A 23291-nucleotide genomic window follows, 5' to 3' on the forward strand; every position below is an offset into this window, starting at 1 on the left:
AAGGCCATCTTCATCTAAATCCTAGTTCACCCCTTTCACCAAAACAGGGCTCTCTGTACAACCTCAACCTAGATTACTCTTCTTTTCAACTGGTTTATAATTTCTATCTCATTTATGGATTAATAATACCACGGAAATTTTTCTCTGTCAAATAATTCTTTAACTTTTTGTGTGAATGTTGGATTTCAGGTATCTTAATCAAATAACATATTTTTTCGTTATAGGTAATTAAAAATTTTTTAATGATAATTTACCCTTAAAAAATAAGTAAATTTTCTTTTTAAGACCATAAGTATTATAATATAACATGTAACAAATAAAGGGAGGTAATATGGTAGTATATAATCCAAAATCTAGCAAGGCTAGTGAATTTATTAACCATGAAGAAATTTTAGAAACTATCGATTATGGTAGAAAAAATGCCCATAATCGTGATTTAATCATAGATATATTAAATAAGGCAAAAAAGGCCAAGGGTCTTAGCCACAGAGAGGCTTTCGTTCTCTTATCTTGTAAGGAAGATGATTTGAACAAGGAGATTTTCGCCCTAGCAAGGGAACTTAAACACAAATTTTATGCCAATAGAATCGTGCTTTTTGCTCCCCTCTACCTATCAAATTATTGTGTAAATGGGTGTTCTTATTGCCCTTACCACGGTCAAAACAGGACAATTCCTAGAAGGAAACTAACTCAAGATGAAATTCGTCAACAAGTTATAGCTCTCCAAGACCTAGGCCATAAGAGACTTGCCCTAGAAGCAGGTGAAGATCCAATAAATAACCCACTAGAATACATACTAGAATCAATCCACACCATTTATAACATCAAACATAAGAATGGTGCTATTAGAAGGGTTAATGTAAACATTGCTGCAACTACAGTTGAAAATTATAGGAAACTTCACGAAGCAGAAATTGGCACCTATATCCTTTTCCAAGAAACTTATAACAAAGAAAATTACGAAGCTATCCACAAGTTTGGACCAAAGTCTAACTACGAATACCACACTGAAGCTATGGATAGAGCCTTTGAAGGTGGCATTGATGATTTGGGTCTTGGAGTTTTGTATGGTCTTGATTCCTATGAATATGAATTTATCGGACAATTGATGCACGCGGAACACCTTGAGGCGAGATTTAATGTAGGTCCTCACACCATTTCTGTACCAAGAATCCAACCAGCAGACGATATAGATCCTAACGATTTTGACAATTCTCTATCAGATGAAATGTTTGAGAAGATAGTCGCTTGCATCAGGGTCTCAGCTCCTTACACAGGAATGATTATTTCTACAAGAGAATCAGAAAAAATGAGGGGCAAACTTCTTGACCTTGGTATTTCTCAAATTTCTGGTGGTTCAAAGACTTCCGTCGGTGGCTATACCTCAGATGAAACTAAGGGTAGCGACCAATTCGAACTCTCAGATAACAGGACCTTGGATGAGGTTATTGACTGGCTAATTTCCAAAGACCATGTTCCAAGCTTCTGCACAGCCTGCTACAGGATGGGAAGAACTGGTGAAACCTTTATGGGTATGGTCAAAAAACATGGTATAGGAAATATCTGCCATCCAAACGCCCTCACTACTCTTGAAGAATATGTAATGGATTATGCAAGTGAAAAAACTTCAAGAGATGCCGAAGCCTTAATCCAAAGAGAATTAGCGTCTATTCCTAATCCAAGTGTTAGAAAGTCAACTGAGGAAAACCTCGAAAAAATAAAAAAAGGTCAAAGAGACCTCTACATTTAATATGAAAACGCAAAATAGTGAGAGGGTTCACATAGGAATTTTTGGACAAACCAATTCAGGCAAGTCTACCCTCTTTAATTATATGACAGGTACAGACACTGCGATTGTCTCAAGCATTAGAGGAACTACAACTGATCCTATAAGAAAGGCCATGGAGCTTACAGACTTTGGCCCAGTGCTTTTTATTGATACTGCTGGATTAAATGATGGGACTGCTCTTGGAGAGAAAAGAATTGCAAAGACCAAACAGGTCATTGATAAGTGTGATGTCTTCATCTATTGCCTAAACCTTGGCGATGATAGAAAGATACTAACTTTACTAGAGACAACCAGAAAGCCTATCATCTATATAGCTGGCAAACAGGACCTAGATGAAGGACTTGAAATTTTTGAAAATTACAAAGACCTTAACCCCCTAAAGATAAATATAAAACTCAAGGATGACAGACTAAAAATATTTGATAAGATAAAAAAACTCTACCAAAAAGAGGACCTAAGTCTTACCAAGTCTTTGGTTAAGGAGGGAGATGTGGTTGTCTTGGTTATGCCCCAAGATAAGGCTGCCCCAAAAGGAAGGCTTATCAAACCCCAAGTGATGACCATTAGAGAGTTAATCGACAAAAATGCCACAGCAATTTCTACAAATTTGGAAAATCTTCCATCTAGCTTGGCAAGGCTTAAAGATAAGCCAGACCTTGTAATATGCGATTCTCAAGTTTTTAAAGAAACCAGTCAAATTATAGACCAAGGAACAAGGCTTACAAGTTTTTCGGTTCTTTTTTCTGCCTTCAAGGGAGATATAAACTACTTTGTCGAGTCTGTAAAAAGACTGGATTATCCTCTAAAAAGAATCCTAATTTCTGAAGCCTGCACCCATCCTCCTATAGATGAGGATATTGGAACAGTAAAGATTCCAAAGATGCTAAAGAATAAGTATCCAGACCTAGAAATTGAATTTAATAGAGGTGATGATCCAATAGACTACGATAGATATGATTTAATTATAAATTGTGGATCATGTATGTTTAATAGAGCTACTATGCTAAGCAAAGTAGAAAAAGCTAAAGAAAAAAATATCCCAATGACCAATTATGGTATAACCATCGCCTACCTCAAAGGAATCCTTGATATGGTAGAATTTCCAAGCTAAAATTAGCCCAAGGTTTCTTAAAAACTTTGGGCTTTTTTATGAGTATCTTCTTGTTTCTTTGTCGTAGGTGATTACATCTCCCCTATCTGTTACTATTTGATATCCTGCGTTTTTTATCCTAAGTTCAAGGCAAGCCCTACATTCTGCTGCCTCGTCTCCCGTACAAATTTTATTATCATAGAGAGAATATTTTTCCCTTACCATTGTTGGTGAAAGGTTTGGCATAAGGACGTTTGCTCCTGCTTGAAGGCCTCTTTCTCTACCGAGAGGATTGATTGTTCCAAGGGCAGTTGTAGCTGGTATAAGTGCATAAGGAAAGAGTATTCTTAGAATTGAGACAAGCCTTAGGGTCATTTCAAAAGAGCCATTAGGAAAATCCCTGAAGGGAGTATCATGTTGGGTCATAAAGGGTCCGATTCCAATCATAGCTGGTTGCAATTCCTGCAAAAATCTTAGGTCTTTAATCAAACTTTCAGTCGTTTGGTAGGGAGATCCAACCATAAAGCCTCCACCTACTTGAAAGCCGATTTCCTTGAGGTCTTTTAGGGCTTGTCTTCTATTTTCAAAGCTCATTGATGATGGGTGAAGCTTTTGGTAGTGGTCTTTGTCGGATGTTTCTTGCCTCAACAGGTACCTATCAGCTCCAGCTTCAAATAATCTTTCATAGGATTGATAAGACCTTTCCCCCAAAGATAGGGTTATGGCTATATCCTCATGGAGGGATTTTATTGTCTTTACAATATCAACAAGCAAATCATCGGTGAAGTGTCCATCTTCTCCACCTTGGAGGACAAAAGTCCTGTAGCCTAGCTTATAGCCAAGTTTAGCACAGTCTATGATATCTTCCTTACTTAGCCTATACCTTTCTACATTAGCATTAGATTTTCTAATTCCACAATAATAGCAGTCATTTTTACAGATATTTGAAAACTCTATAAGACCTCTGACGTAAACCTTATCGCCATAGATTTCTCTTCTTATGGCATCAGCCTTTTTGTTAAGCACATCTGTTAGACTATCATCTTCAATCCATCTTTTAAGAGTTTTATCATCATAATATTTTTCGTTTTTTAGTTGCATAAAACCTCTTACTTTCTATAAAAAAATGAGGAGACTATGCAAAAGCAGTATTCACTTCTGCAACAGCCTCCTTGGGTTTGGTAAAATAAATTCATTTATAGTATACTGCTGTTTGTTTTATTTGCAAACAAAAGCCTTATCTAAAGTTTTCAAGTTCTTCTTTGGAAAAAAGTCTATAGGGAAATTTAGACCTTTTTATCTTGGCTTTATACTCGTAAAGATTATTGGCAAGTTTGCTTGTGAAATACTCATCTAATTGGTATATCCTTGTCTTAACTTCATCAGATAAGAGACTGTTCTTATCCAAATTTTCGAGATTACCCAACTCCTTTGATGAACCATCTATAAGAAAATACAAATACTGGCTAAGATAATCGTAGTCGTTATAATCATACTTATACAAGAAGCTCTCAATAAAGGCTATCTCCTTTTCACTAAGATTTACCTCACCCCAATAAGAGCTAATGCTCTTTATAGGGAATGTATGAGTTATGGCAATTCTTGCAAGGAAAAAATATGAATCAGCCCTGAGCAAGTCATAGGCAAAGAGGTTTGCCTTTAGACCCTTATCGTAAGCTTGTCCTAGGCTTGCAAGGCTAGCTGAAGCGAAGGCAAGGTCAGGGTCTAACCCCAAGTCTTTTGACATTTTTTCTGCTACTTGTCCCATCTGCCAAGCCTTTAATAGCCAAGGGCCTGGATTTTTTGCAAAGGCCACTTCTAAATAATTAATAACCTTGTCTTTGTTTGCAATGTTTCCATATCCATTTTTATACATAAGTTTTTATCTTTCCTAAGCAGTAAATACTGCCATCTTCAACTGATTTTAGAGAGAAATCTATCTCTTTTTCAAATTTTTGGGCAAAGCCTCTTACAAATTCCTTGTTTCTAATCTCATTTCTGTAAACTAAGTTGATATTTTTAATATCTCCATCATCTATTCCTGTGATTTCCTTAATCAAATCGAAATATACAGCATTATTTACATGGAAATTACTATCAAGGTCTGCCTTTCTAATCTCAAGGTCTTTTATATAGTCCAAATTTTTCTCATAAGTAGCTTTTTCTACTAGGTAGATTGCTTCTTCCTTTCCATAAGCTTTCTCCAAATCTTCGGGGATTTTTATAGGTCTCATCTTAGCTAGGTCAACCAACATAAGGGTTGCCTTGGCTCTTGCCAAGATTTTCCCATCTTTTTCAACAAAAAAATCCCTATAAGCGTAAAATTTGTTCATGTGGGTTGGAAGGGTCGTGATTTTTATATCATATCCATTTCTTATTGGACTTATAAGGTCTATATCCCATTGATAAACAATCCACCTATACTTAGTCATATCTATATTCTCTTCTAGGATGTTGGCTTGGTCTATGCTAACATCGAGCATAAGACTTGCAAGATTTCTCAAGCTGATATTCCCATAAGAATCACAAAACATAGACCCAAGCTTATAATTTTTGCTATATCTCATAATTTTCCTTTTAGAGAGGAGCAACTTCTATAAACATTTGGGCTATGTTAAAGTAAACTATAAGCCCTAAAGAATCTACAATTGTTGTAATTAGAGGACTAGCCATGATGGCTGGGTCTAGGCCTAACTTGCTTGCTCCCATTGGCAAAAGTGCTCCAACAACTTTAGCAGTAACAACTATAAAAAGAAGGGTTACTCCGACTATTAGGGCAATTTCTAAGCCCACCTTATCAAAGAACATACATTTTAGAAAACCTACAAGGGCAAGGCATGCCCCAGAAATTAGTCCGACCCTACACTCCTTCCAAACAACTTTTGCCCAATCAGATAATTTGATATCTTGGGTTGCCATGGCACGAATAACTAGGGTTGATGCTTGACTTCCTGCATTTCCTCCTGAGTCTGTTAGCATAGGAATGAACATATTTAGGGCAATTATGGATTGAATTACTGCCTCATAGCTTCTTAATATTGTGGATGTAAATGCTGATGATATCATTAGAAACATCAGCCAAGGAATCCTATTTTTTGCAAGTTCCCATGCGCTCATTTTGCTATACTCTTCTTCTTCTGGAGTTGTAGCTGCCATGATTTGAAAGTCTTCTGTGGCTTCTTGTTCGATTATCCACATGATATCGTCAACTGTGATGATACCAACAAGCCTATTCTCGTTATCAACAACTGGAAGAACAGTAAATCCATATTTCTTAAAAGTTCTTGCCACATCTTCTTGGTCATCAAAAGTCTTTACACTAATTACATCTTCATAAAGAAGGGTAGCAATCCTCGTATCTTCATCATTTGTAACTATATTTCTTAGAGAAACATAACCGAGTAGTTTTTTTGTAGCATCTGTTACATAACAGGTGTAGACAGTTACCTTATCATTCCCGACTCTTTTGATTGTTGCAAGAGCTTCTTTTACTGTCATATCTATTTTTAGCTCTACAAACTCTGGTGTCATAAGACTTGCCGCAGAATCTTCTGGGAATTTAAGGTACTGGTTAACCTTCTTCCTCTTCTCTGGATCAGTATTTCTTAAGATTTTTTGAACAATTGATGCCGGCATTTCCTCCAAGGTATCAATCATATCGTCAAAGTCTAGCTCATCAAGGAGGAGGTTGTATTCGCTATCATTAAGACCAGTCTTAATTTTTTCCTTATCTTCTGGCTCAAGCTCAGCAAATACCTCAATAGCATCATCTTTTTTTAGGAGTCTGAATACCAAAAGGGCATCTTCTGAATTAAGACTTGAGATAAATTCTTCTATATCTACAGGGTTAGTTCTTCTCAAAAGCTTGGCAAGGTTAGTCCCATCCCTTTTTTCAAGAAGGTTTTTTAGCTCGTCAAGCCTTTTGGAGTAATCAGTATATTTTTCCATCTATTTACCCATTTCTTTAAGCAATTCTTCCAAGGCCTTTTGGTATTGGCTATCTTTTTCAAAGTTTTCTTCCTTGATTTCAAGGTCCTTATCTTCACTTTCTACCTCGATATCAGGTTCAACCCCTACCTTATTTATTTTCGCTCCACTTGGAGTGTGGTATTCACTTATTGTGATTTTAGCTCCACTTCCATCATTTAGAGGGAAAAGTTTTTGGACAATTCCCTTACCAAAGGTCTTTTTGCCGATTATCTTGGCTCTCTTCCTATCCTTTAAAGCTCCAGATAAGATTTCACTTGCTGATGCAGAATTTTCATTTACAAGAACAGTCATAGGAATCTTATCTGCCTCTTGGTCAGATTCTTCGGTTATGACCTTGCCATTTTTGTCTTCTGTAGTTACAATAACTCCCTTATCTAGGAACTTATCTGCTATTTCAAGGCAAACATCAAGAGAACCTCCTGGGTTGTTTCTAAGATCCATTACCAAACCATCAATGCCAGCATCCTTTAATTTCTTGTAGGATTTTTCAAAGTCTTCACCAGTCACATCATCAAAGGACTTGATGTGGATATAGCCAATCTTTTTGCCCTCAACTTCTCTTATGCTTTCATCTATGGTATCAACTTTTACATCTCTTCTATCAACCTTTAAGTCTATATCCTCACCATCTGGTTTAGCCTCACTTACTCTTTTTATGGTTATATTTACAGTAGTATCCTTATCGCCCTTCATTAAAGCAACTGCTTCTTCCATTTGCTCGGCACTAAATTCCTTGCCTTCGACCTTTACTATATAATCTCCCGCCTTTAGACCTGCTTCTTTGGCTGGAGAATCATCAAAGACTTGGACAACTTTAATGTAGCCTTCCTTGCTTGCCTGAACCAAAACCCCTATTCCCTTGTATCTACCATCCAAGGTTTCCATGAGTTTTTTAAACTCATCCTTGGTGAAATATTGGGTATATGGGTCTTTAAGATTGGCAAACATCCCCTTAAAGGAACCTTCATAAAGATCATCCTCCTTATAATCAAAAAGGAAGTTTTTGTCTATCAGATTTTCAAGCATCTCCATCTTTTCTAAATGCTCTTCTCCCTTACTTGTTAGCTTATCAGTTTGAATATTTTGATTTAGGCCTATAATAAAGCCTGCAAAACCTAGTCCTGCTCCTAGGGCTAGGACTAAAATAAATTTTCCTAATTTTTTCATACTACCTCCGTTATGTATAGGTATATCATATCACAAAATCATTTAAAATAAATAAAGTAAGATAAAAAAGCTTTAAATATAACCTAATGAGGTCAATTTATATTTTGCCAAATTATGGTATAATAAAGCAAACAAATAATATATAAAGGAGTTTTGTATGATTAAGAAAAAAATAGCTAAACTAGCAATCGCCCTAACACTTGTAACATCCTTTGTGATGGGTCCTGTTACCAGCTCATACACAGTTGTAGAAGCAAAAAGCACCCAAGTATCCCAAGAAAAGATTAATGAATTACAATCAAAAGCAAATGAACTTAGAGCTGCTGTTCGTGAAAATAGAATAAAGGCAAAGGCTTGCGAAATGTTATTAAATGATTTCCCTCAATTAGTCAAATCTGTCAGAGGAGATTTGGAAAAGTTAGTTAAACGTTCAGAAAAAACTCGTCAAGATTCCCAAAAACTGCTTGATGATATTGAAAACTATTTGAAGGAGATTAAATAATGAGAAACAAAAAAATTTTAGCCTGCCTTTTAGCTGTTAATTTTATATTTGCTGGATCTTTAGTCCCAACTCATAGTGTAAGCTATGCAACCGAAGAAGCGGTAAAAGAAGAAAGTTTAGTAGAGTATGATGATGAAAGCTTAGACGATACCATTAATGAAGATTCAGAAGATATCGAGCTTAACGAAGTTTATGGCCAAAATAGATCTGTCTCATCCCCTAAAACTTCATCACCAGATAAAGACCTTGGTATTCAAAAAAGCGAGTTGGAATATGCTATAAATGATTATTATAATATTATTAGTACAGAGGTTTTCAAAAACTTATCAACTCCAAAAATCCAAAATTCTTACACTAAGGCTATAGAAAATGGTAGAATGGTTTTGAAAAATCAAAGCAATGATTATGAAGCACTAAGACTAGCTACTCTTAATATAAATGAAGCTAAGTCAAAACTTAAAAAATGTGCTCAACTTACCTTAAATCTAAAAGATCTAAATTACTCTATAGATGAGAATGAGATAACTGTAGAAGCTGCAAAAACTTTATTAAATGAATTTCCTAAGTTAGTTGCAAGTGTAAAAGGTGAGTTAGAAAATCAAATTAAAAAATCTGAAAAAACTCTAAGAGACAGTAAAAGTCTAGTTAATGACATTAAATCTTACCTAAACAACCTATAATTTTTAGGTCAGGCTAATTAAATAATCCAGCCCAACTAAGGGCTGGTTTTTGTTTGCTTAAAATTTTGCAATCTTTTCCGGTTGTGGTTAAGTGTTAAAGCATTTATCACAAAAACCTAGGAGGATATTTTGGATACAGGATCATTATTAGTGTTATCAGTTGGGCTTGCCATGGACGCCTTTGCCGCAAGTATTTGCAAGGGCCTGTCAGAAAAAACTCACTCTATCAAAAACAGCTTGTCCATAGGGATTTGCTTTGGATTTTTTCAAGCCTTGATGCCAGTTGTCGGATTTTTGTTGGGAAGAAACTATGCAGAAGCAATTAGGTCTATAGACCACTGGATAGCCTTTTTCCTCCTAGGTCTTCTAGGCTTACAAATGATTAAAGAGTCAAGAGAAGCCTACTGCGAGGTAAACCACGGTTTCGACTTAGGAAGTTTAACTAAGATGGGAATTGCCACATCCATTGATGCCCTAGCTGTTGGGGTTGGTCTAGCTTTTCTTAATATAGACATCATCAAATCTGCATCTACTATCGGTATAATAACCGCCCTTCTTTCAATAGTAGGATTTAAGATAGGCTCCAAACTCGGCATGAAAAGCAAGCAAGCTTCAGAATTAATTGGTGGATTAATCCTTATAGGCCTCGGAATAAAAATCCTCATAGAACACATATTTTTCCATTAAAAACCCAAGTTAGAAATTTTTACATATCTTTAATTCAATAAAATTATAAAAAGAAGCGACTACAATCTCCTACAATGAGATTACTAGTCGCTCCTTTTCTTTGCTCTTAATATTAAGATACTTCCTCTACCCTAAAAATTCTTAGCAAGGAATTTTTACTTACTATAAATTTATTGGTTGATTAACTTTAGTTTCCTCAAAAGTGTCATGAAAGCTGAAAGAACAACTGCCACTACTGAGGCAAGTACCATTCCTGATAATTGGATTGAACCGAGCTTTATAGAAAGACCTGAAAGTCCCGCTATGAAAATTACTGAAGTAAGGACTAGGTTCATAGATTTTGAATAATCTACCTTCTGGTCAACTAATAGTCTTATACCACTTGTACCAATCATTCCATAAAGTAAGAATGTAACTCCTCCTATAACATCTCCTGGTATGGTCTGGATAAGAGCTGCTAGTGGTCCAAAGAAGGCCATTAGGATAGAAATAATTGCTGCTCCTCCAATAACTTGGACTGAATAAACCCCTGTTATAGCCATAACTCCAATATTTTCACCATAAGTTGTTGTAGGAACTCCACCCACAAGACCTGAAAGGGCTGATGAAAAGTTATCCGCAAAGATTGACCTGTGAAGTCCAGGATCTTTTAACAAGTCTCTGCCAATAATATTTGATGTAACAACTTGATGGGAGATATGCTCGCTTGTAATTACCAAAATTACAGGAAGCATAGCAAGTATTGCTTCTGGTGAGAACTTTGGCATTGAAAAGGCTGGCATAGTGAAAAAGCTCGCCTCTCTAACTGGTGTAAAATCGACCATATTAAAGGCAATAGCAGAAATATAGCCGACAATAATTGATATCAAAATAGGAATTGTCGAAAAGAAGCCTTTAAAGGCAACAGAACCGATAATTGCAGTAAGAATTGTTATTGCAAATACCCAGAAATCCTTACTTGTTGCAGTATCTGTCATTAAGTTTGCTCCTATAGAACCACCTGTTACAGTATTGCCCGCAAGCTCAAAACCAATGAGGGCTACAACTGCTCCCATAGCAGCTGGTGGAAGAACTACATCTATCCACTTGATTCCAAACTTATAAATAATATAAGCGAGTAAACATCCAATAAGTCCGACCACAATAAAAGCACCTTGCGCATATTCAAATCCTTGACTTGCAATAATAGCTGTACCTGGTGCTAAAAATGCAAATGAGGAACCCAAATAAGCAGGTGCCTTTTTCTTAGTTATTAATATAAATAATAGAGTTCCGATACCATTCATCAACAAAACAATTCCTGGATTAATATTAAATAAAATAGGAACTAAAACACTCGCTCCAAACATTGCAAAAGTGTGTTGGATCGACAATGGTAAAAGTAATTTAAATGGAACTTTGTCTTCTACACGGTAGATTTTTTTAGAATTTTTCATAATACCTCCCTAAATTTTCCACCACTTATCATAGCAAAATATTTTGTTCTTGTCAAACAAAAAAGTCTAAATATTTTTGTAAATCTTTCCATCTCCATTAATAATTACTAAGATTTCCCAAGAAAAAAAGCCCTAGAGGGCTTTAATCTGTCAATATTTATTATCTTATAGGAGGTCTTCTCCCTTTACTGCATCTATTATCTCGTCCTTGATGTCGTCAACCTTATCTTTGACCTCATCTAGCTTATTATTGTTTTTTAGGTAGAGGTAACCACCCACAAGGGCAGCTGCTGCTGTGAAAATATACTTGCCTAGAGAATTTTCTTCTTTTTTATTATCGAATTTTTTATTGTAATCAAACATTTATGACCTCTTTCTTTATCCACTTAACTTTTTCTATATCAATATATCACAACTATACTTTCAATATTATTAACTTTCAAATTAATTATTCTTATTTTTATTTAATTTAGAATAAATATATTAATCCTCTCTTACTAGAGGCATTGACATACATCTAGGACCTCCCCTTCCGACAGTAAGAGTTTGTGAGTCAAGTCTTATCACTTCTATATCATTTAATTCTAGCATTTGATTGGTTACAGTGTTTCTCTTGTAGACAATTACCTTGCCTGGTGCGATTGCAAGAGTGTTAGACCCATCTGTCCATTGTTCCCTAAGGGCTGCTATAGGATCTCCTCCTCCACAAGGAAGAAGATTGATTTTATCAAGTTTTAAAGCCTCTTTTAGTAGGTCATCCAAAGACTTCTCCAAAATTTCTTCACAGAGTTTTCCGTCCTTTAGGGTGAATTTTACAGCGTGGAAAGTCGAAATAATTCCAGGATGGTAGGTGAAAGTATCATAATCAATTTGAGTAAATACTGTATCAAGGTGCATATAGGCTCTTTCATTGGGAATATTTACCCCAATAATTTCAGAAATCTTATTTTCCCTATCTTCTAAAATATTTTTTGCCAATTCTCTTATAGCAGCAAGCTCCGTTCTTTGGCTAATCCCAACCATAAGGAGGTTTTCGTTTATATTTAAGATATCTCCACCCTCTATATGGTAGTTTCTATCCCTTCCATAGAAATTCTTAGTCCCCTTGTAGTCCTTGTGGTGGGAAAATATATAATCGGCATAAATAGTTTCTCTCGACCTAGTTACTGAATACATGGTATTAATTGAGACTCCATTAGCAATTGATGAAAAAGGGTCTCTAGTAAAGTAGAGGTTTGGCATTGGGTTAATGGCTGTGTATTTTTGATTGTAAACGACCTTTTCATTTCTTATGCCAAGTTCTCTTAGGGTTAGACCGCTCATGGTTTTTAGGACAAATTCCTTGGTATCTTTGATAGATTCAAGAAAACTTTTTGCTTCTTTATAAATTAGTTCATCAGAAATATCTGCTTCATCGAGGTATTGGTTCAAGAATTTCTTCCTTAAATCCTTATCACAGGCGAGAGTTTCTGCCATCAAGTCTTCAAGATATACAACTTCTACCCCTTCATTTATAAAAATTTGTGCAAAGTTATCATGCTCTTCCACAGCCTTTTCAAGGTCTGGAATATCATCAAACAAAAGTTCATCCAAGGAATTTGGGGTGAGATTTAGTAACTCTTCACCAGGTCTATGCAAAAGCACCTTTTTAAGTGGCTTAATTTCATTATTTACATTGATTTTATTCATAATAACTCCTTAAAATTTTTAAAAAAAAGGTAGTTCATTAAAAACTACCTATAATCAATTAGCCCTGCCAATATCTTTAATTTTATATTTTTATTATAGCAAATTAATTGAGAAAATAAAATAGACTTTGTTAATTTATAAGTTTCCTACAAATACTGAAAATATGTTTGCTCAGTCAAGTATACTTTTAAAAATTATATTAATTTATTAGTAGGCTAGGTTTTAATAAATTCGGACACAGGAAAAGGCAAGTTTCCTTGCCTTTCTATAACTTATTTAGTTTTCTTCAAAGTCAGCCTTAAATTGTGGAGCAAAGGCTTCAAGTTCAGCCTTTACATCAGCACTTGGGTTTGAAAGAATACTTTCAAGTAGGCTTCCCATATCGTTGTAGGCTTTTTGGCTACCTGGAGCAAGTGGTCTTGAAAATAGTTTTTCACTTGCCTTATCAAGGATTGGTGCTATCTTAGAATCAGATTTCTTGTATGCATCATCTTCTACAGCTGATTTTCTTGCTGGCATATATCCTGTTGCAACTGCAAATTCTACTTGAGCATCCTTGCTTGCTAGGAATTGCATATACCTGAAGGCTGCTTGTTTTTCTTCATCACTTTCCTTGTCAAACATATAGATGTTTGTTCCTTGTTGGAAAGATTTGGCTGCTGGATATGGAGATGCAGCATATTCAAATTTACCATTTAGGGCTTCTTTTACATAAACTTCACCAGCGTTTGATCCAACAAAAGATCCGACTTGTTCATTAGCAAATGGACCAGATAAGTGTTGGTCAGTTCCTGCAATTCTGAAATATCCTTCTTTAACACCATCTAGGTAGTAATTTATAGCTTCGATTGATTCAGGACATGTTACATCAAGCTTAGCATCAAAATCAATTCCCTTATTCTTTAGGTAGGTTAGGTAGAAGTTTGATAGTGAATCAAATCCTGCCCCTGGGATACCCTTAGCCTCGTGAATTTTCTTAGCATTTTCTTTCAATTCTTCATAGCTTGTTGGCTCTTTTAGTCCAAGTTCGTCATAAAGATTTTTGTTATACCAGAATACTTCTGTTGATTTGTTAAATGGTAGAGCTTCAATCTTACCTTCTTTTTCAATTTCTTCTCTAATTCCTGGCAAGATATCATCATAATCGTTCATCGCACTTTTTACATAACCTGTCAAATCAGCTACCATATTTGCTTGCTTGAATTGAAGCATCCAATCAGGGTAAGCTTGAGTGATTGTAGGTAGGTCTTTAGGTGATTGCATAGAAGCAACAAGAGCTTGGTTCAAATCTCCATATTTACCCTTATTTTGTAGAGTTACCTTGATGTCAGGGTTTTCTTCTTCAAACTTTTTAGTAAGTTTTTCCAAAGCTTCTCCTTGACCACCACTCATAGCGTGCCAGAATACAATTTCTGCTTGACCATCAGTTTTTGCTTTTTCATCTTTTTTATCACCTTTAGCTTGGTCAGAAGCTTCTTCTACCTTAGCATCTTTTGATATATCAGCTGCTTTTTCATTAGAATTACAAGCTGTAAAAACACCCAATGACAAAACTAAAGCCATCAACAACGATAATTTCTTTTTCATAAAATCTCCTTTGTTTTTTACAAATATTATCCTTCACAAATATTATATACTATTTATCCACGCTTTAACAAGTTATCTTTTGATACCTCCATAAGAAACTCCTCTTAGGATTTGCTTCCTAAATATGAAATATAATATTAAAATTGGCATTATAGTAATTGTACTTGCTGCCATTTGAAGGTGAATTAACTGACCTGCCTCTGTGGCAAAGGCTGAAAGACCATTTGAGATTAGCCTCATATTTGTTGTATTCGTTACAAGAATTGGCCAAAGGAAAGAGTTCCATCCAGTAATGAAGTTAAGTAGACCTATGGTAAATAGGGTTGACTTACTCATTGGTATCATAACTCTTGTAATAAACTCAAAATCACTTGCTCCATCTACCTTGGCTGCCTTATAGAAATCCATAGGGATAGATCTAAGAAATTCCTTGAGGTAGAAAATATAAAATACTGAAGCCAAAAATGGGATTATTAGGGCTGCGTAAGTGTCTATAAGGCCAAGTCTTGCTATGGTTGAGAAGTTGGTGAAAATTATTATCTCAAAAGGAATCATAAGCAAGGATAGCATAAAGGCCTGAAGGACTTTTTTGTACTTAAAATTCATAAAGTTTAAGGCAAAGGCTGCTAGAGTTGTTGTAAGCAATGTAACACTTGTATTTGCAACAGAAACGACTATCGTATTAAAAAAATACCTTGCAAAAGGTGCAACCTTCATTGCCTGTCTGTAGTTTTCAACCATCAACTTTTGTGGAAAAAGTTTCGGAGGAATACTTGTTACCTCTTGAAAGCTCATCAGTGATGAAGAAATCATATACAAAAATGGAAAAATTGTGATAATTGCCATAATAACGACAAAAATATAGCCAATTACTTTTAAAAATTTATTCATTACCTACCCAACCTTTCTATAATCTTCTTTTGGAGGAAAGTTAAGACTAAGAGGAACAAAAATAAGATAACTCCAGCAGCCATAGCTTGTCCATACCTGTATTCTACATAGAACTTGTTGTAGATATAGAATACAGCTGTTATTAACCTATTACCAACTCCTGCCTTCCCATTAAATAGGGCAAAGATTGAGTTGTAAACTTTAAATGCTGAAATAAAACTCGTTAAAAACAAAAATGTAATAATTGATTTAAGCTGAGGAAGGGTAATCTTCCTAAATTGCTCCCAAGGACTTGCCCCAAACATCTCGGCAACCTTGTAATAACTCTTATCAATTGACCTAAGACCTGCAAGAATAACTATAATATTAAAGGCTAGAGCATTCCATACCCCAAATATTATTAAAGCGAGCATATTATAGTCTTGGTTGTTCAAAAAATCTATAGGTCCAACTCCCACAAAGCTCAAAAGATAATTAATAAAACCATATTGACCATGAAGAAGGTACCTAAAAACTATACCTATAGCTATTACGCTTGTTAGGTAAGGAATAAAAAATAAAGTCTCAAAAAACTTTCCACCCTTGATGTTCGTATTTAACACAAGGGCAATAAACATCGAAATTATTATTGAAAGAGGAACTACAGTTACTGAATAAACTAGGGTATTGACCATAGCCCTCCTAAAAAGTGGGTCATTAAAAACAGAAACAAAATTCTTAAAGCCTACAAAAGAAGGATTTAGAATGTTGTTATTTTGCATACTCATCACAAAGGTTCTGATGAGAGGATAGACAGAAAAAATAAGGATGGAAATTAGAGCTGGAGCCAGATATAACCAAGCCTTGTTGTTTTTTTCTGCAGAATACTTAAGCTTTCTCATTAGTAAACTCTCTTTCCATCTTCTTGGAATAAGTAAATTGATGAATAGTCAATTCCGATGGCAATTTCATCATTTTCCTTAATAGCTAGTTTGCTATCAACAATCATCTTTGTAGGTTGATCATTCAAATCAAAATGAACAACCATGTATCTACCAATCATTTCTATAGAGTCAACCTTCACACGAATAGGACTTTTATCATCCAAGACAAAATGCTCTGGTCTAATTCCTACCAAATACTTATCCATAGACAAGTCTTCCTTAAACCTATCTTTTAGCAAAGCATTAAGTCTTAAGTCAAAGTCCTTAGCCACAAGCTTATCGGAGGTTTTTTCTAGGGAAAATATGTTGATTATAGGATTGCCAATAAATTTTGCAACGAAAAGATTAGCTGGTTCTAGGTAGAGGTTTTGTGGCCTATCGAATTGTTGGATAACTCCCCCATCCATTAAGGCTATGTAGTCTGAAATAGAAAGAGCCTCTTCCTGGTCGTGGGTTACAAATATGGTTGTAACTCCAACTTCCTTAACAATATTTCTAATCTCTTCCCTGATGGAAAGCCTTAGCCTTGCATCGAGGTTACTCAAAGGTTCATCCAAAAGTAGGGTCTTTGGGTTTTGGATAAGGGCACGAGCTATGGCAACTCTTTGTTGCTGACCACCAGAAATCTGACCAGGTTTCTTATCCTTAATCTCACCAATATAGGCAAGGTCCATATATTTTTGAGCAATTTTGATTGCTTCTTGTTTTTTAATCTTGTTTTTACCAACAGTTAGAGGAAAAATAATATTTTCAAGAACTGTCATATGAGGATAGAGGGCGTAATTTTGAAATACCATCCCAATATCACGATCTTTTGGGTGCTTATCGACAATAGAAGCTCCATCAAACTTAATATCTCCCTTAGTTGGGTCAAGAATCCCTGCTATAATATTTAAAATAGTAGACTTACCACAACCCGATGGGCCTAAAAGGGTTACTAGGGCACCATCTTCAATATCTAAGTTGATGGACTTCAAGGCCTCGTATCCATTTTCATAAACTTTGTTCAGATTTTCAATCTTAATCATAATACCTCTTTAAAAATACTCATACTAAGGAAAACTTAAGCAAAATGACAAGCATGGCCACCATCAACCCTATTCCAATAACTGTGAAAGTATCTTCCTGCTTTCTAAGAGCCAAAATAACAAGGCCAATAGATAGAAAAAAGAGGAATAGGTATATCTGGATAAACATCTTCTCATAGAGCTTATCGTAAACTATCGATATTATCACAACAGCCAAAATCAAAACTACAGAAGATATAAGCATAACTAATTTTCTTTTCTCCATAATAGAATTGAACAAGCTCATAGCTGCAATTAATAAGATTATAGGCCGTAATAGATAATCAAAAAATAAATTTATCATAATACCTCTATCCTATTATATCATATAAAAAATATAGATAAATAGGATTAATGAATTTTTCCTAAGGCTCTCATTAGCCTTACTTGTTTATACTTTCTATTATCCCTAGGCAAATTTCGCCAATAAAAAACTGGTGGCTATGAATATTATAGGCTTCATAGGTTCACCAGCTTATTTTTTCTTATTTTACTTCTTTGAGTAGGTCGCTTTTGATATATCCTGATTGTCCATTTACAGATACTCTTGCCCAGCCGTCTTTTTCTAATAAAACTAGGATTTCATCTCCTGGATGGGCTTCTCCAACAATATCTGAATCTGTAGTTGGGTCAAACCTTATGTTTGTAACATCTTCAACCTTGTAGGTTACACCAGCCATCTTGTCTGAAGACTTGTCATCCTTAGCTTCTTCTTTTTTTTCGTCTTTAGCATCTTCGTCTTTTTCATAAGACTTATCTTCTTTGCTTTCTTCTTTGTCCTTGCCTTCATCTTCTGGTTTTTCCAAGGCTTCGCTTACTTGTTCCTCGCTTGCTGCATCTGGATGACGTTTTGAAACATAGGAATCATTGGAACAAGCTGCCAAAACAAAGGCAAGGCTTAGAATAAGTAATAGTTTATTTTTTTTCATTATTTTTCTCCAAACATTTCTTCTACTTCTTTTTCGCTATAAACATAGTTTGTGATAACAACTCCAAGGATATCTGCACTCACATCTCTTAATTCGTTGATTGAGTTGTTGTAGATATCATTATCCTTGTTGGCGTAGGCTGTAAATAAGATTGTCTTATCACTTAGGGCGGCAAACATATTTGCCTCAGGTATGCCAGTATTTGCAGTTGTATTTACAAAGATATAGTCATAGGAATTTCTAATACCAGCTAGAAAGTTTTTGATTTCATTTGGCTCAAGAAACTCATCTGCATAATCGGAAACCTTGCCTGCATACATTAAATATACATTGTCAAAGTTTTTGTCATAAGTGATGAGGTCTTCATTGGCAAAATTACCCAAGATCCCATCTATAAACCCTCTTTCCTCTTCATAAGACAAAAGATCCCCTAGGGCTTGCTCTCTGAGGTTGGCATCTATTATCAAGACCCTGTTTCCTTCTTCTGCCAAGTGTCTTGCCATAACATAGACATTGAGCATCTGGTCAGTGTGGTTGGTAGTAGATGTGAAGGCTATTATTTTATCGCTTGGACTAAGCTTTGTAATAATCTTATCTTCAAGGTCATAAAAAGCTTGAAGGGCAATTTCTCTTTTCTCTTCGTCTTTTTTCCTAAACATCTAATTCTCCTCTACTATATGGTGGAAGTTTTCCCAAAACTTCTATATCATCTGAGGCTTCTTCACAAAGCTCTTTATCATTTGAAGCAAGGATAATATCTTCCTTGTTGATTATAGTTGTTTCTCCTAGGTCGTCATCATCTTCATCTATGGCAGTAAACTTAGTTGTTTCATAAGCTGTTAGGTCTTCTTCATAATCTTCTGGCTCATCTGGCCTTTCTTCTGGCTCGTTTTCGTAAGAGTTGTCCAAGACTTCTTCGTCTTTTTTCTTAAAGCTCATCATTCTTTCCTTCTTAGGTATTTCACGAGCTTCTTCTAAAAAGTCTCCTCTTTCAACGGCCAACTTTAAAAGCTTATTGTTAAAGGAATTGACCCTAATCATTCCAATAAGACTAACTAATACAAAAACAGCTCCTCCAACAATAGCTGAATAAACATAGCCATTGTTCACTTTGCCTGCTGACCCGTAGGCATACTCCATAACTTGTGCATCCTTGCCATAAATATTTTTTATAACCCTAACTGAAAGGTCCGCATACTCATCTGCCAAATCTTCTGCCCTTAGCTTATTTGTATCTGTAACTACAAGATCAATTACAGGAGAGCCTTCGATTGGTTCAATCCTCAATTTTGTATCAAGCATACCGAGGGACATATCTAAGCCTAGATTTTCTAGGACAGTCTTTTTAATTTTATTTGAATTGATTGTTGCTGCATAGACCTTAGCTTCTTCTGTATCTTTTTCTGCTTTATCTAGGCTAGTTGTTATTATCTTGGACTTGGCCTGATATTCGTTATAATTTAACTTGCCCAAGGCAAAGTAAAATAAAACAGCTGCCACTATTCCACAGATAAGTCCTAGTGGGATAGCACTAAATAGCGATCTTTTTTCCTTCATTCTAACCTCCAAAATTCTTAGCGCCTTCTAACATTTTCTCTCTAGCTTTCTTCCTCCCAAGACCCTTGACCTTGTTAGGATAGACTCTAACAAACCTTTCTATATACAACCGATACAAGTGTGGGAAGAGAGCCTTAGAAAGCTTGCCCTTATCATAGAAAAACTTCTCATCAAAGCCCTCAAACCAAGTCGACCCATCGTTATAAATTTTGGCTATCAACTTCGTTGAAGTCCTCAACCTAAGCCCTTTTTGCAGGCAATCTTTCAGAAATATCGAGTCTTCACCAGACCCATTTCCAGTTCCTGCCCCAAAATATGTAGAAAGGAGGATATTTTTTTCCAAAACCCTCTCTCTTTTGAAAGCAAAATGAACCGAGCCATATTTAAGAGCATTGTATATCTTCACATCACTATCTTTTTTGACCTTTACTATCTCTTTACCATCTTGGTAAATGATAGTTTTGAAGATGAAAAAGTCCACTTCAGAATTTTCCTCAAAGCTAGATCTTATTTTTTCTTCATAATCATCTTCAAAGACCTCATCATCATCACAAAATACACAAATATCAGCAGTAGAGTTGAGAATTGCAAGATTTCTCGACCTGCCAAGACCTCTAGTATCTGTGCTAATCATCCTAACCCTAAAGTGCCCACAAGAAACTTCCTCATAGGAGTTGTGGTCAGTTTGGTTGATAATAAGGGCATCTGTCGTTAAGTTAAACTTCTTGTAAAAATTAATATCTTCCACATTCATAGCAGAAATTAAAACTTCTATCCTCATCCTCACCTCGTGCTTTCTGCCTTCTCCCAAGTAGCCTTACTCTTGCCAGTAAGTTGGTTTTTTGCCCCCAAGATTTGAGCTAGCATCATCATAGTATAATACATAGGAAAGTACAAGATTTTTGTTTTTTTACCTGTAAGCTTGCCCAAAAAAGCTAAAAGCAAAAAGATAAGTTGTCCTAGGAGGGTAATTTTATAAAACAGCCCCTCTCCTACTAGGAAGATATTGCTAATAAACACAAGCACATGGAAAAAGGCCTGCATAAACCTCAAGGTCTTGTGGCAAAAATGAAAGAAGGAAAACCAACCATACTTAAAAATATTTAGACGGTTGAGATTTGTAAAAATATTGGTTAGGATTCTTCTTTGCATCCTGACCTTTCTTTTGAACTCATCTGCCGTAGTTGCCCCAGCCTTCTCAACAGCAATGGCATCCTTATTGTAGAGGGCTCTTTTCTTATTAAGACCTGCATACAAGGGCATTTCATAATCGTGTGAACTTACAAGGTTATAATTTCTATAATCTTTCTTCCTACAAGCATAAATTGCACCATTTCCTGCGGCGATAGTCCTTATATTTGACTCTATCTCACGCATCCTAAGTTCCATATTCCAATAAGCGTTTTCTGCCACCACAGAGGCTAGGTCATCATCTTCCTTATAGATAAGCGACCCACATACATATTCTATATCATCGCTTGTAAAGTAGGCGATAAGCTCCTTTATGGCATCTTCCTTAAACATGGAATTAGCATCAGAAAAAACTAAAATCTCTCCCTTGCTTGCCTCGACTGCCTCATCTTGAGCGTTAGTCTTGCCCAGATGGTTTTTAACTGTATTAACTTTTATATCATAGGCGGGATGATTTTTTATGAAATCACAAGCTATGCTTACTGTCTTATCACTTGAGGCATCGTTAGCAATAATTACCTCAAAGTTTGGATAGTCAGTTTTGATTATATTTGCAAGCTTTTTTTCAATAACTTTCTCTTCATTGTAGGCAGATATTATAACTGAAACCATGGGCTTTTTTGTATAGTCCTTGGTATTTTTTCTTTTAATAATCTTTTCTAAAAGTAAAAGTGTAAGAGGGTAGCCTACCATAGCATAAAATATAGCAAAGGCCGATACCCAAAAAATTATCTTCATAAACATACTCCTCATGCTATTATATAACATTTCCTGCACTTGAAGCAAGTTAAGCTGACTATTTTAATGATATTTTTCTTGCAGATAGTAAAGTTAAGGATATATTATTCCAATAGATATAGAAAGGAAGTTTGATAATGAAAATAGAATTAGACCTTTTACAATCCCTAGGCCTTGCTATGCTAGCCTACATACTCGGGATTTTTATCAAAAATAAATTTGAATTTTTTAGGAAATTTTTCATCCCTTCTCCTGTAATTGGAGGACTTATCATAAGCGTTCTAGTTTTTTTAGCCAAAAAATACCTAGCCTACGATATCAAATTTGATACCATCCTTCAAGATTTCTTCATGAACATTTTCTTTGCCTCAATCGGGCTTACTTGCTCCTTTAAGACCCTCAAAAAAGCTGGCTTTCTCGGCCTTAAACTTGCCTTTGTTATAATTTTGCTCTTGCCCCTACAAAATATTATTGCTGTCGGCATTTCCTACCTGCTTGGCATAAATCCCCTCCACGGAGTGGCTATGGGATCGACTTCTATGACTGGGGGAATTGGATCAGCTATATCTTTTGGGAAAATCATGGAGGCTCATGGAGCAAATGGTAACACTTCAATAGGAGTCGCCGCTGCAACCTTCGGACTTTTGACAGGCTCTCTTGTGGGAGGCCCCGTTGCCAAAAGGCTTATTAGAAATAATAAACTTTTAACCAAGGGAAGCCTTGATGTCGGAGATAAAGGAAAAATAAAAAGAATAGTAAACCAAACTTCCCTTATGAGGGCAATAATTCTTATTGGAATGGCAGCGTTTTTGGGAACTTTCATAAATAAAATCCTAAAAATCACTTCACTAAGCTTTCCTTATTATGTAGGTTGCCAATTTGGTGGTCTTGTTGTGCGTAATATTTATGATTATTGCAAAAAAGATGTGGACCTAGAAAATGTAAATATTGTCGGCAATATTTCCCTTAATCTCTTCCTATCTCTTGCTCTCATCAACTTAAACATCTCCGCCATAGCAAGCCTGGCAGGTCCTATGCTTATAATCCTTCTTGCTCAAGCTGTCTTTATTGCTATCTACACAAGTCTTTTTACCTTCAACTTGTGTGGCAAAGACTATGATGGGGCTGTGATTTCGGCAGGTCATTGTGGGGTGGGGCTTGGTCAAACTCCAAATGCAATGGCAAATATGGAAGCAATAATCGAGGAAAAAGGGCCAGCCGACATGGCTATGTTTGTCTTTCCCATAGTCCTTGCCATAGCAGTAAACCTCTTTAACCCACTAGTTATCATCTTTTTCATCAATATTTTGACATAAAAATAAGGGGGCTAGTTAAACCTGCCCCTTGCCAGTAGGTGTAGAAAATAATAATAGCCTAA

The 23291-nt window shown here is 35.7% G+C and carries 24 protein-coding genes and 1 other annotated feature (1 of these 25 cut by a window edge); of the genes, 6 read left to right on the forward strand and 18 right to left on the reverse strand.

Going from position 1 to position 23291, the window contains the following annotated elements; all coding sequences use genetic code 11:
* Positions 1-98, reverse strand: a binding site (T-box leader) (it extends 132 nt beyond the left edge of the window).
* 233 nt (positions 99-331) lie between these two features.
* Positions 332-1750: a [FeFe] hydrogenase H-cluster radical SAM maturase HydG gene (hydG, locus tag Q0W95_RS00080; RefSeq protein WP_297788218.1), complete on the forward strand. Its 1419-nt coding sequence runs from the start codon at positions 332-334 to the stop codon at positions 1748-1750.
* A gap of 1 nt (position 1751) precedes the next feature.
* On the forward strand, positions 1752-2900 hold the full coding sequence (gene hydF, locus Q0W95_RS00085) for a [FeFe] hydrogenase H-cluster maturation GTPase HydF (RefSeq protein WP_297788220.1): 1149 nt from the start codon (positions 1752-1754) through the stop codon (positions 2898-2900).
* 36 nt (positions 2901-2936) lie between these two features.
* On the opposite strand, the gene hydE is transcribed toward hydF, so the two are convergent.
* From hydE to Q0W95_RS00110, 5 genes are all read right to left on the reverse strand, one after another.
* The gene (gene hydE / locus Q0W95_RS00090) at positions 2937-3980 is read right to left on the reverse strand and encodes a [FeFe] hydrogenase H-cluster radical SAM maturase HydE (RefSeq protein ID WP_297788224.1); all 1044 of its coding nucleotides are present in this window, start codon (positions 3978-3980) and stop codon (positions 2937-2939) included.
* A 136-nt stretch (positions 3981-4116) separates the two neighbouring features.
* Positions 4117-4755: a hypothetical protein gene (locus Q0W95_RS00095; protein WP_297788226.1), complete on the reverse strand. Its 639-nt coding sequence runs from the start codon at positions 4753-4755 to the stop codon at positions 4117-4119.
* Positions 4748-5446, reverse strand: a complete 699-nt coding sequence (locus Q0W95_RS00100; RefSeq protein WP_297788228.1) for an acyl-ACP thioesterase domain-containing protein — start codon at positions 5444-5446, stop codon at positions 4748-4750. Before Q0W95_RS00100 ends, Q0W95_RS00095 begins: the two co-directional genes overlap by 8 nt.
* A gap of 10 nt (positions 5447-5456) precedes the next feature.
* Positions 5457-6827, reverse strand: coding sequence for a magnesium transporter (gene mgtE / locus Q0W95_RS00105; protein ID WP_297788230.1), 1371 nt, complete (start codon positions 6825-6827; stop codon positions 5457-5459).
* Entirely contained in the window at positions 6828-8036 is a 1209-nt protein-coding gene (locus Q0W95_RS00110) for a S41 family peptidase (RefSeq protein WP_297788232.1), read from the reverse strand.
* Positions 8037-8193: 157 nt separating this feature from the next.
* Here Q0W95_RS00110 and Q0W95_RS00115 point away from each other — a divergent pair, with 157 nt between their 5' ends.
* From Q0W95_RS00115 to Q0W95_RS00125, 3 genes are all read left to right on the forward strand, one after another.
* Positions 8194-8538, forward strand: coding sequence for a hypothetical protein (locus tag Q0W95_RS00115; protein ID WP_297788233.1), 345 nt, complete (start codon positions 8194-8196; stop codon positions 8536-8538).
* Positions 8538-9218, forward strand: coding sequence for a hypothetical protein (locus tag Q0W95_RS00120; protein WP_297788235.1), 681 nt, complete (start codon positions 8538-8540; stop codon positions 9216-9218). The genes Q0W95_RS00115 and Q0W95_RS00120 overlap by 1 nt, the downstream gene beginning before the upstream one ends.
* Positions 9219-9347: 129 nt before the next feature.
* On the forward strand, positions 9348-9905 hold the full coding sequence (locus tag Q0W95_RS00125; RefSeq protein ID WP_297788238.1) for a manganese efflux pump MntP family protein: 558 nt from the start codon (positions 9348-9350) through the stop codon (positions 9903-9905).
* Positions 9906-10075: 170 nt separating this feature from the next.
* On the opposite strand, the gene uraA is transcribed toward Q0W95_RS00125, so the two are convergent.
* The 13 genes from uraA to Q0W95_RS00190 all read right to left on the reverse strand — a co-directional run bounded on the left by uraA (position 10076) and on the right by Q0W95_RS00190 (position 21913).
* The gene (uraA, locus tag Q0W95_RS00130) at positions 10076-11341 is read right to left on the reverse strand and encodes a uracil permease (RefSeq protein ID WP_297788240.1); all 1266 of its coding nucleotides are present in this window, start codon (positions 11339-11341) and stop codon (positions 10076-10078) included.
* Positions 11342-11506: 165 nt separating this feature from the next.
* Complete coding sequence (locus Q0W95_RS00135; RefSeq protein ID WP_297788243.1) at positions 11507-11704, reverse strand: hypothetical protein; 198 nt, start codon at positions 11702-11704, stop codon at positions 11507-11509.
* A 120-nt stretch (positions 11705-11824) separates the two neighbouring features.
* Positions 11825-13030 (reverse strand): arginine deiminase, encoded by a 1206-nt coding sequence (locus Q0W95_RS00140; RefSeq protein WP_297788246.1) that lies wholly within the window; start codon positions 13028-13030, stop codon positions 11825-11827.
* A gap of 276 nt (positions 13031-13306) precedes the next feature.
* A complete protein-coding gene (locus tag Q0W95_RS00145; RefSeq protein WP_297788249.1) occupies positions 13307-14617 on the reverse strand; it encodes an extracellular solute-binding protein in 1311 nt (436 codons plus the stop codon).
* A gap of 72 nt (positions 14618-14689) precedes the next feature.
* Complete coding sequence (locus Q0W95_RS00150) at positions 14690-15508, reverse strand: carbohydrate ABC transporter permease (protein WP_297788252.1); 819 nt, start codon at positions 15506-15508, stop codon at positions 14690-14692.
* A complete protein-coding gene (locus Q0W95_RS00155; protein WP_297788255.1) occupies positions 15508-16389 on the reverse strand; it encodes a sugar ABC transporter permease in 882 nt (293 codons plus the stop codon). Before Q0W95_RS00155 ends, Q0W95_RS00150 begins: the two co-directional genes overlap by 1 nt.
* Positions 16389-17459, reverse strand: coding sequence for an ABC transporter ATP-binding protein (locus Q0W95_RS00160; protein ID WP_297788257.1), 1071 nt, complete (start codon positions 17457-17459; stop codon positions 16389-16391). The genes Q0W95_RS00155 and Q0W95_RS00160 overlap by 1 nt, the downstream gene beginning before the upstream one ends.
* Positions 17460-17478: 19 nt before the next feature.
* Positions 17479-17802: a hypothetical protein gene (locus tag Q0W95_RS00165; RefSeq protein WP_297788259.1), complete on the reverse strand. Its 324-nt coding sequence runs from the start codon at positions 17800-17802 to the stop codon at positions 17479-17481.
* Positions 17803-17983: 181 nt separating this feature from the next.
* Positions 17984-18427: an SH3 domain-containing protein gene (locus Q0W95_RS00170; RefSeq protein ID WP_297788261.1), complete on the reverse strand. Its 444-nt coding sequence runs from the start codon at positions 18425-18427 to the stop codon at positions 17984-17986.
* Complete coding sequence (locus Q0W95_RS00175; RefSeq protein ID WP_297788263.1) at positions 18427-19086, reverse strand: CpsD/CapB family tyrosine-protein kinase; 660 nt, start codon at positions 19084-19086, stop codon at positions 18427-18429. The genes Q0W95_RS00170 and Q0W95_RS00175 overlap by 1 nt, the downstream gene beginning before the upstream one ends.
* Positions 19079-19984 (reverse strand): chain-length determining protein, encoded by a 906-nt coding sequence (locus Q0W95_RS00180; RefSeq protein WP_297788266.1) that lies wholly within the window; start codon positions 19982-19984, stop codon positions 19079-19081. Before Q0W95_RS00180 ends, Q0W95_RS00175 begins: the two co-directional genes overlap by 8 nt.
* A gap of 1 nt (position 19985) precedes the next feature.
* On the reverse strand, positions 19986-20765 hold the full coding sequence (locus Q0W95_RS00185) for a glycosyltransferase family A protein (protein ID WP_297788269.1): 780 nt from the start codon (positions 20763-20765) through the stop codon (positions 19986-19988).
* A gap of 2 nt (positions 20766-20767) precedes the next feature.
* Entirely contained in the window at positions 20768-21913 is a 1146-nt protein-coding gene (locus Q0W95_RS00190; RefSeq protein ID WP_297788271.1) for a glycosyltransferase, read from the reverse strand.
* Positions 21914-22050: 137 nt separating this feature from the next.
* Between Q0W95_RS00190 and gltS the strand changes: the two genes are divergently transcribed.
* Entirely contained in the window at positions 22051-23229 is a 1179-nt protein-coding gene (gltS, locus tag Q0W95_RS00195; protein WP_297788273.1) for a sodium/glutamate symporter, read from the forward strand.
* Positions 23230-23291: the final 62 nt, after the last annotated feature.

It is taken from the genome of uncultured Anaerococcus sp. (genome assembly GCF_947253225.1).
Classification (GTDB): domain Bacteria; phylum Bacillota; class Clostridia; order Tissierellales; family Peptoniphilaceae; genus Anaerococcus.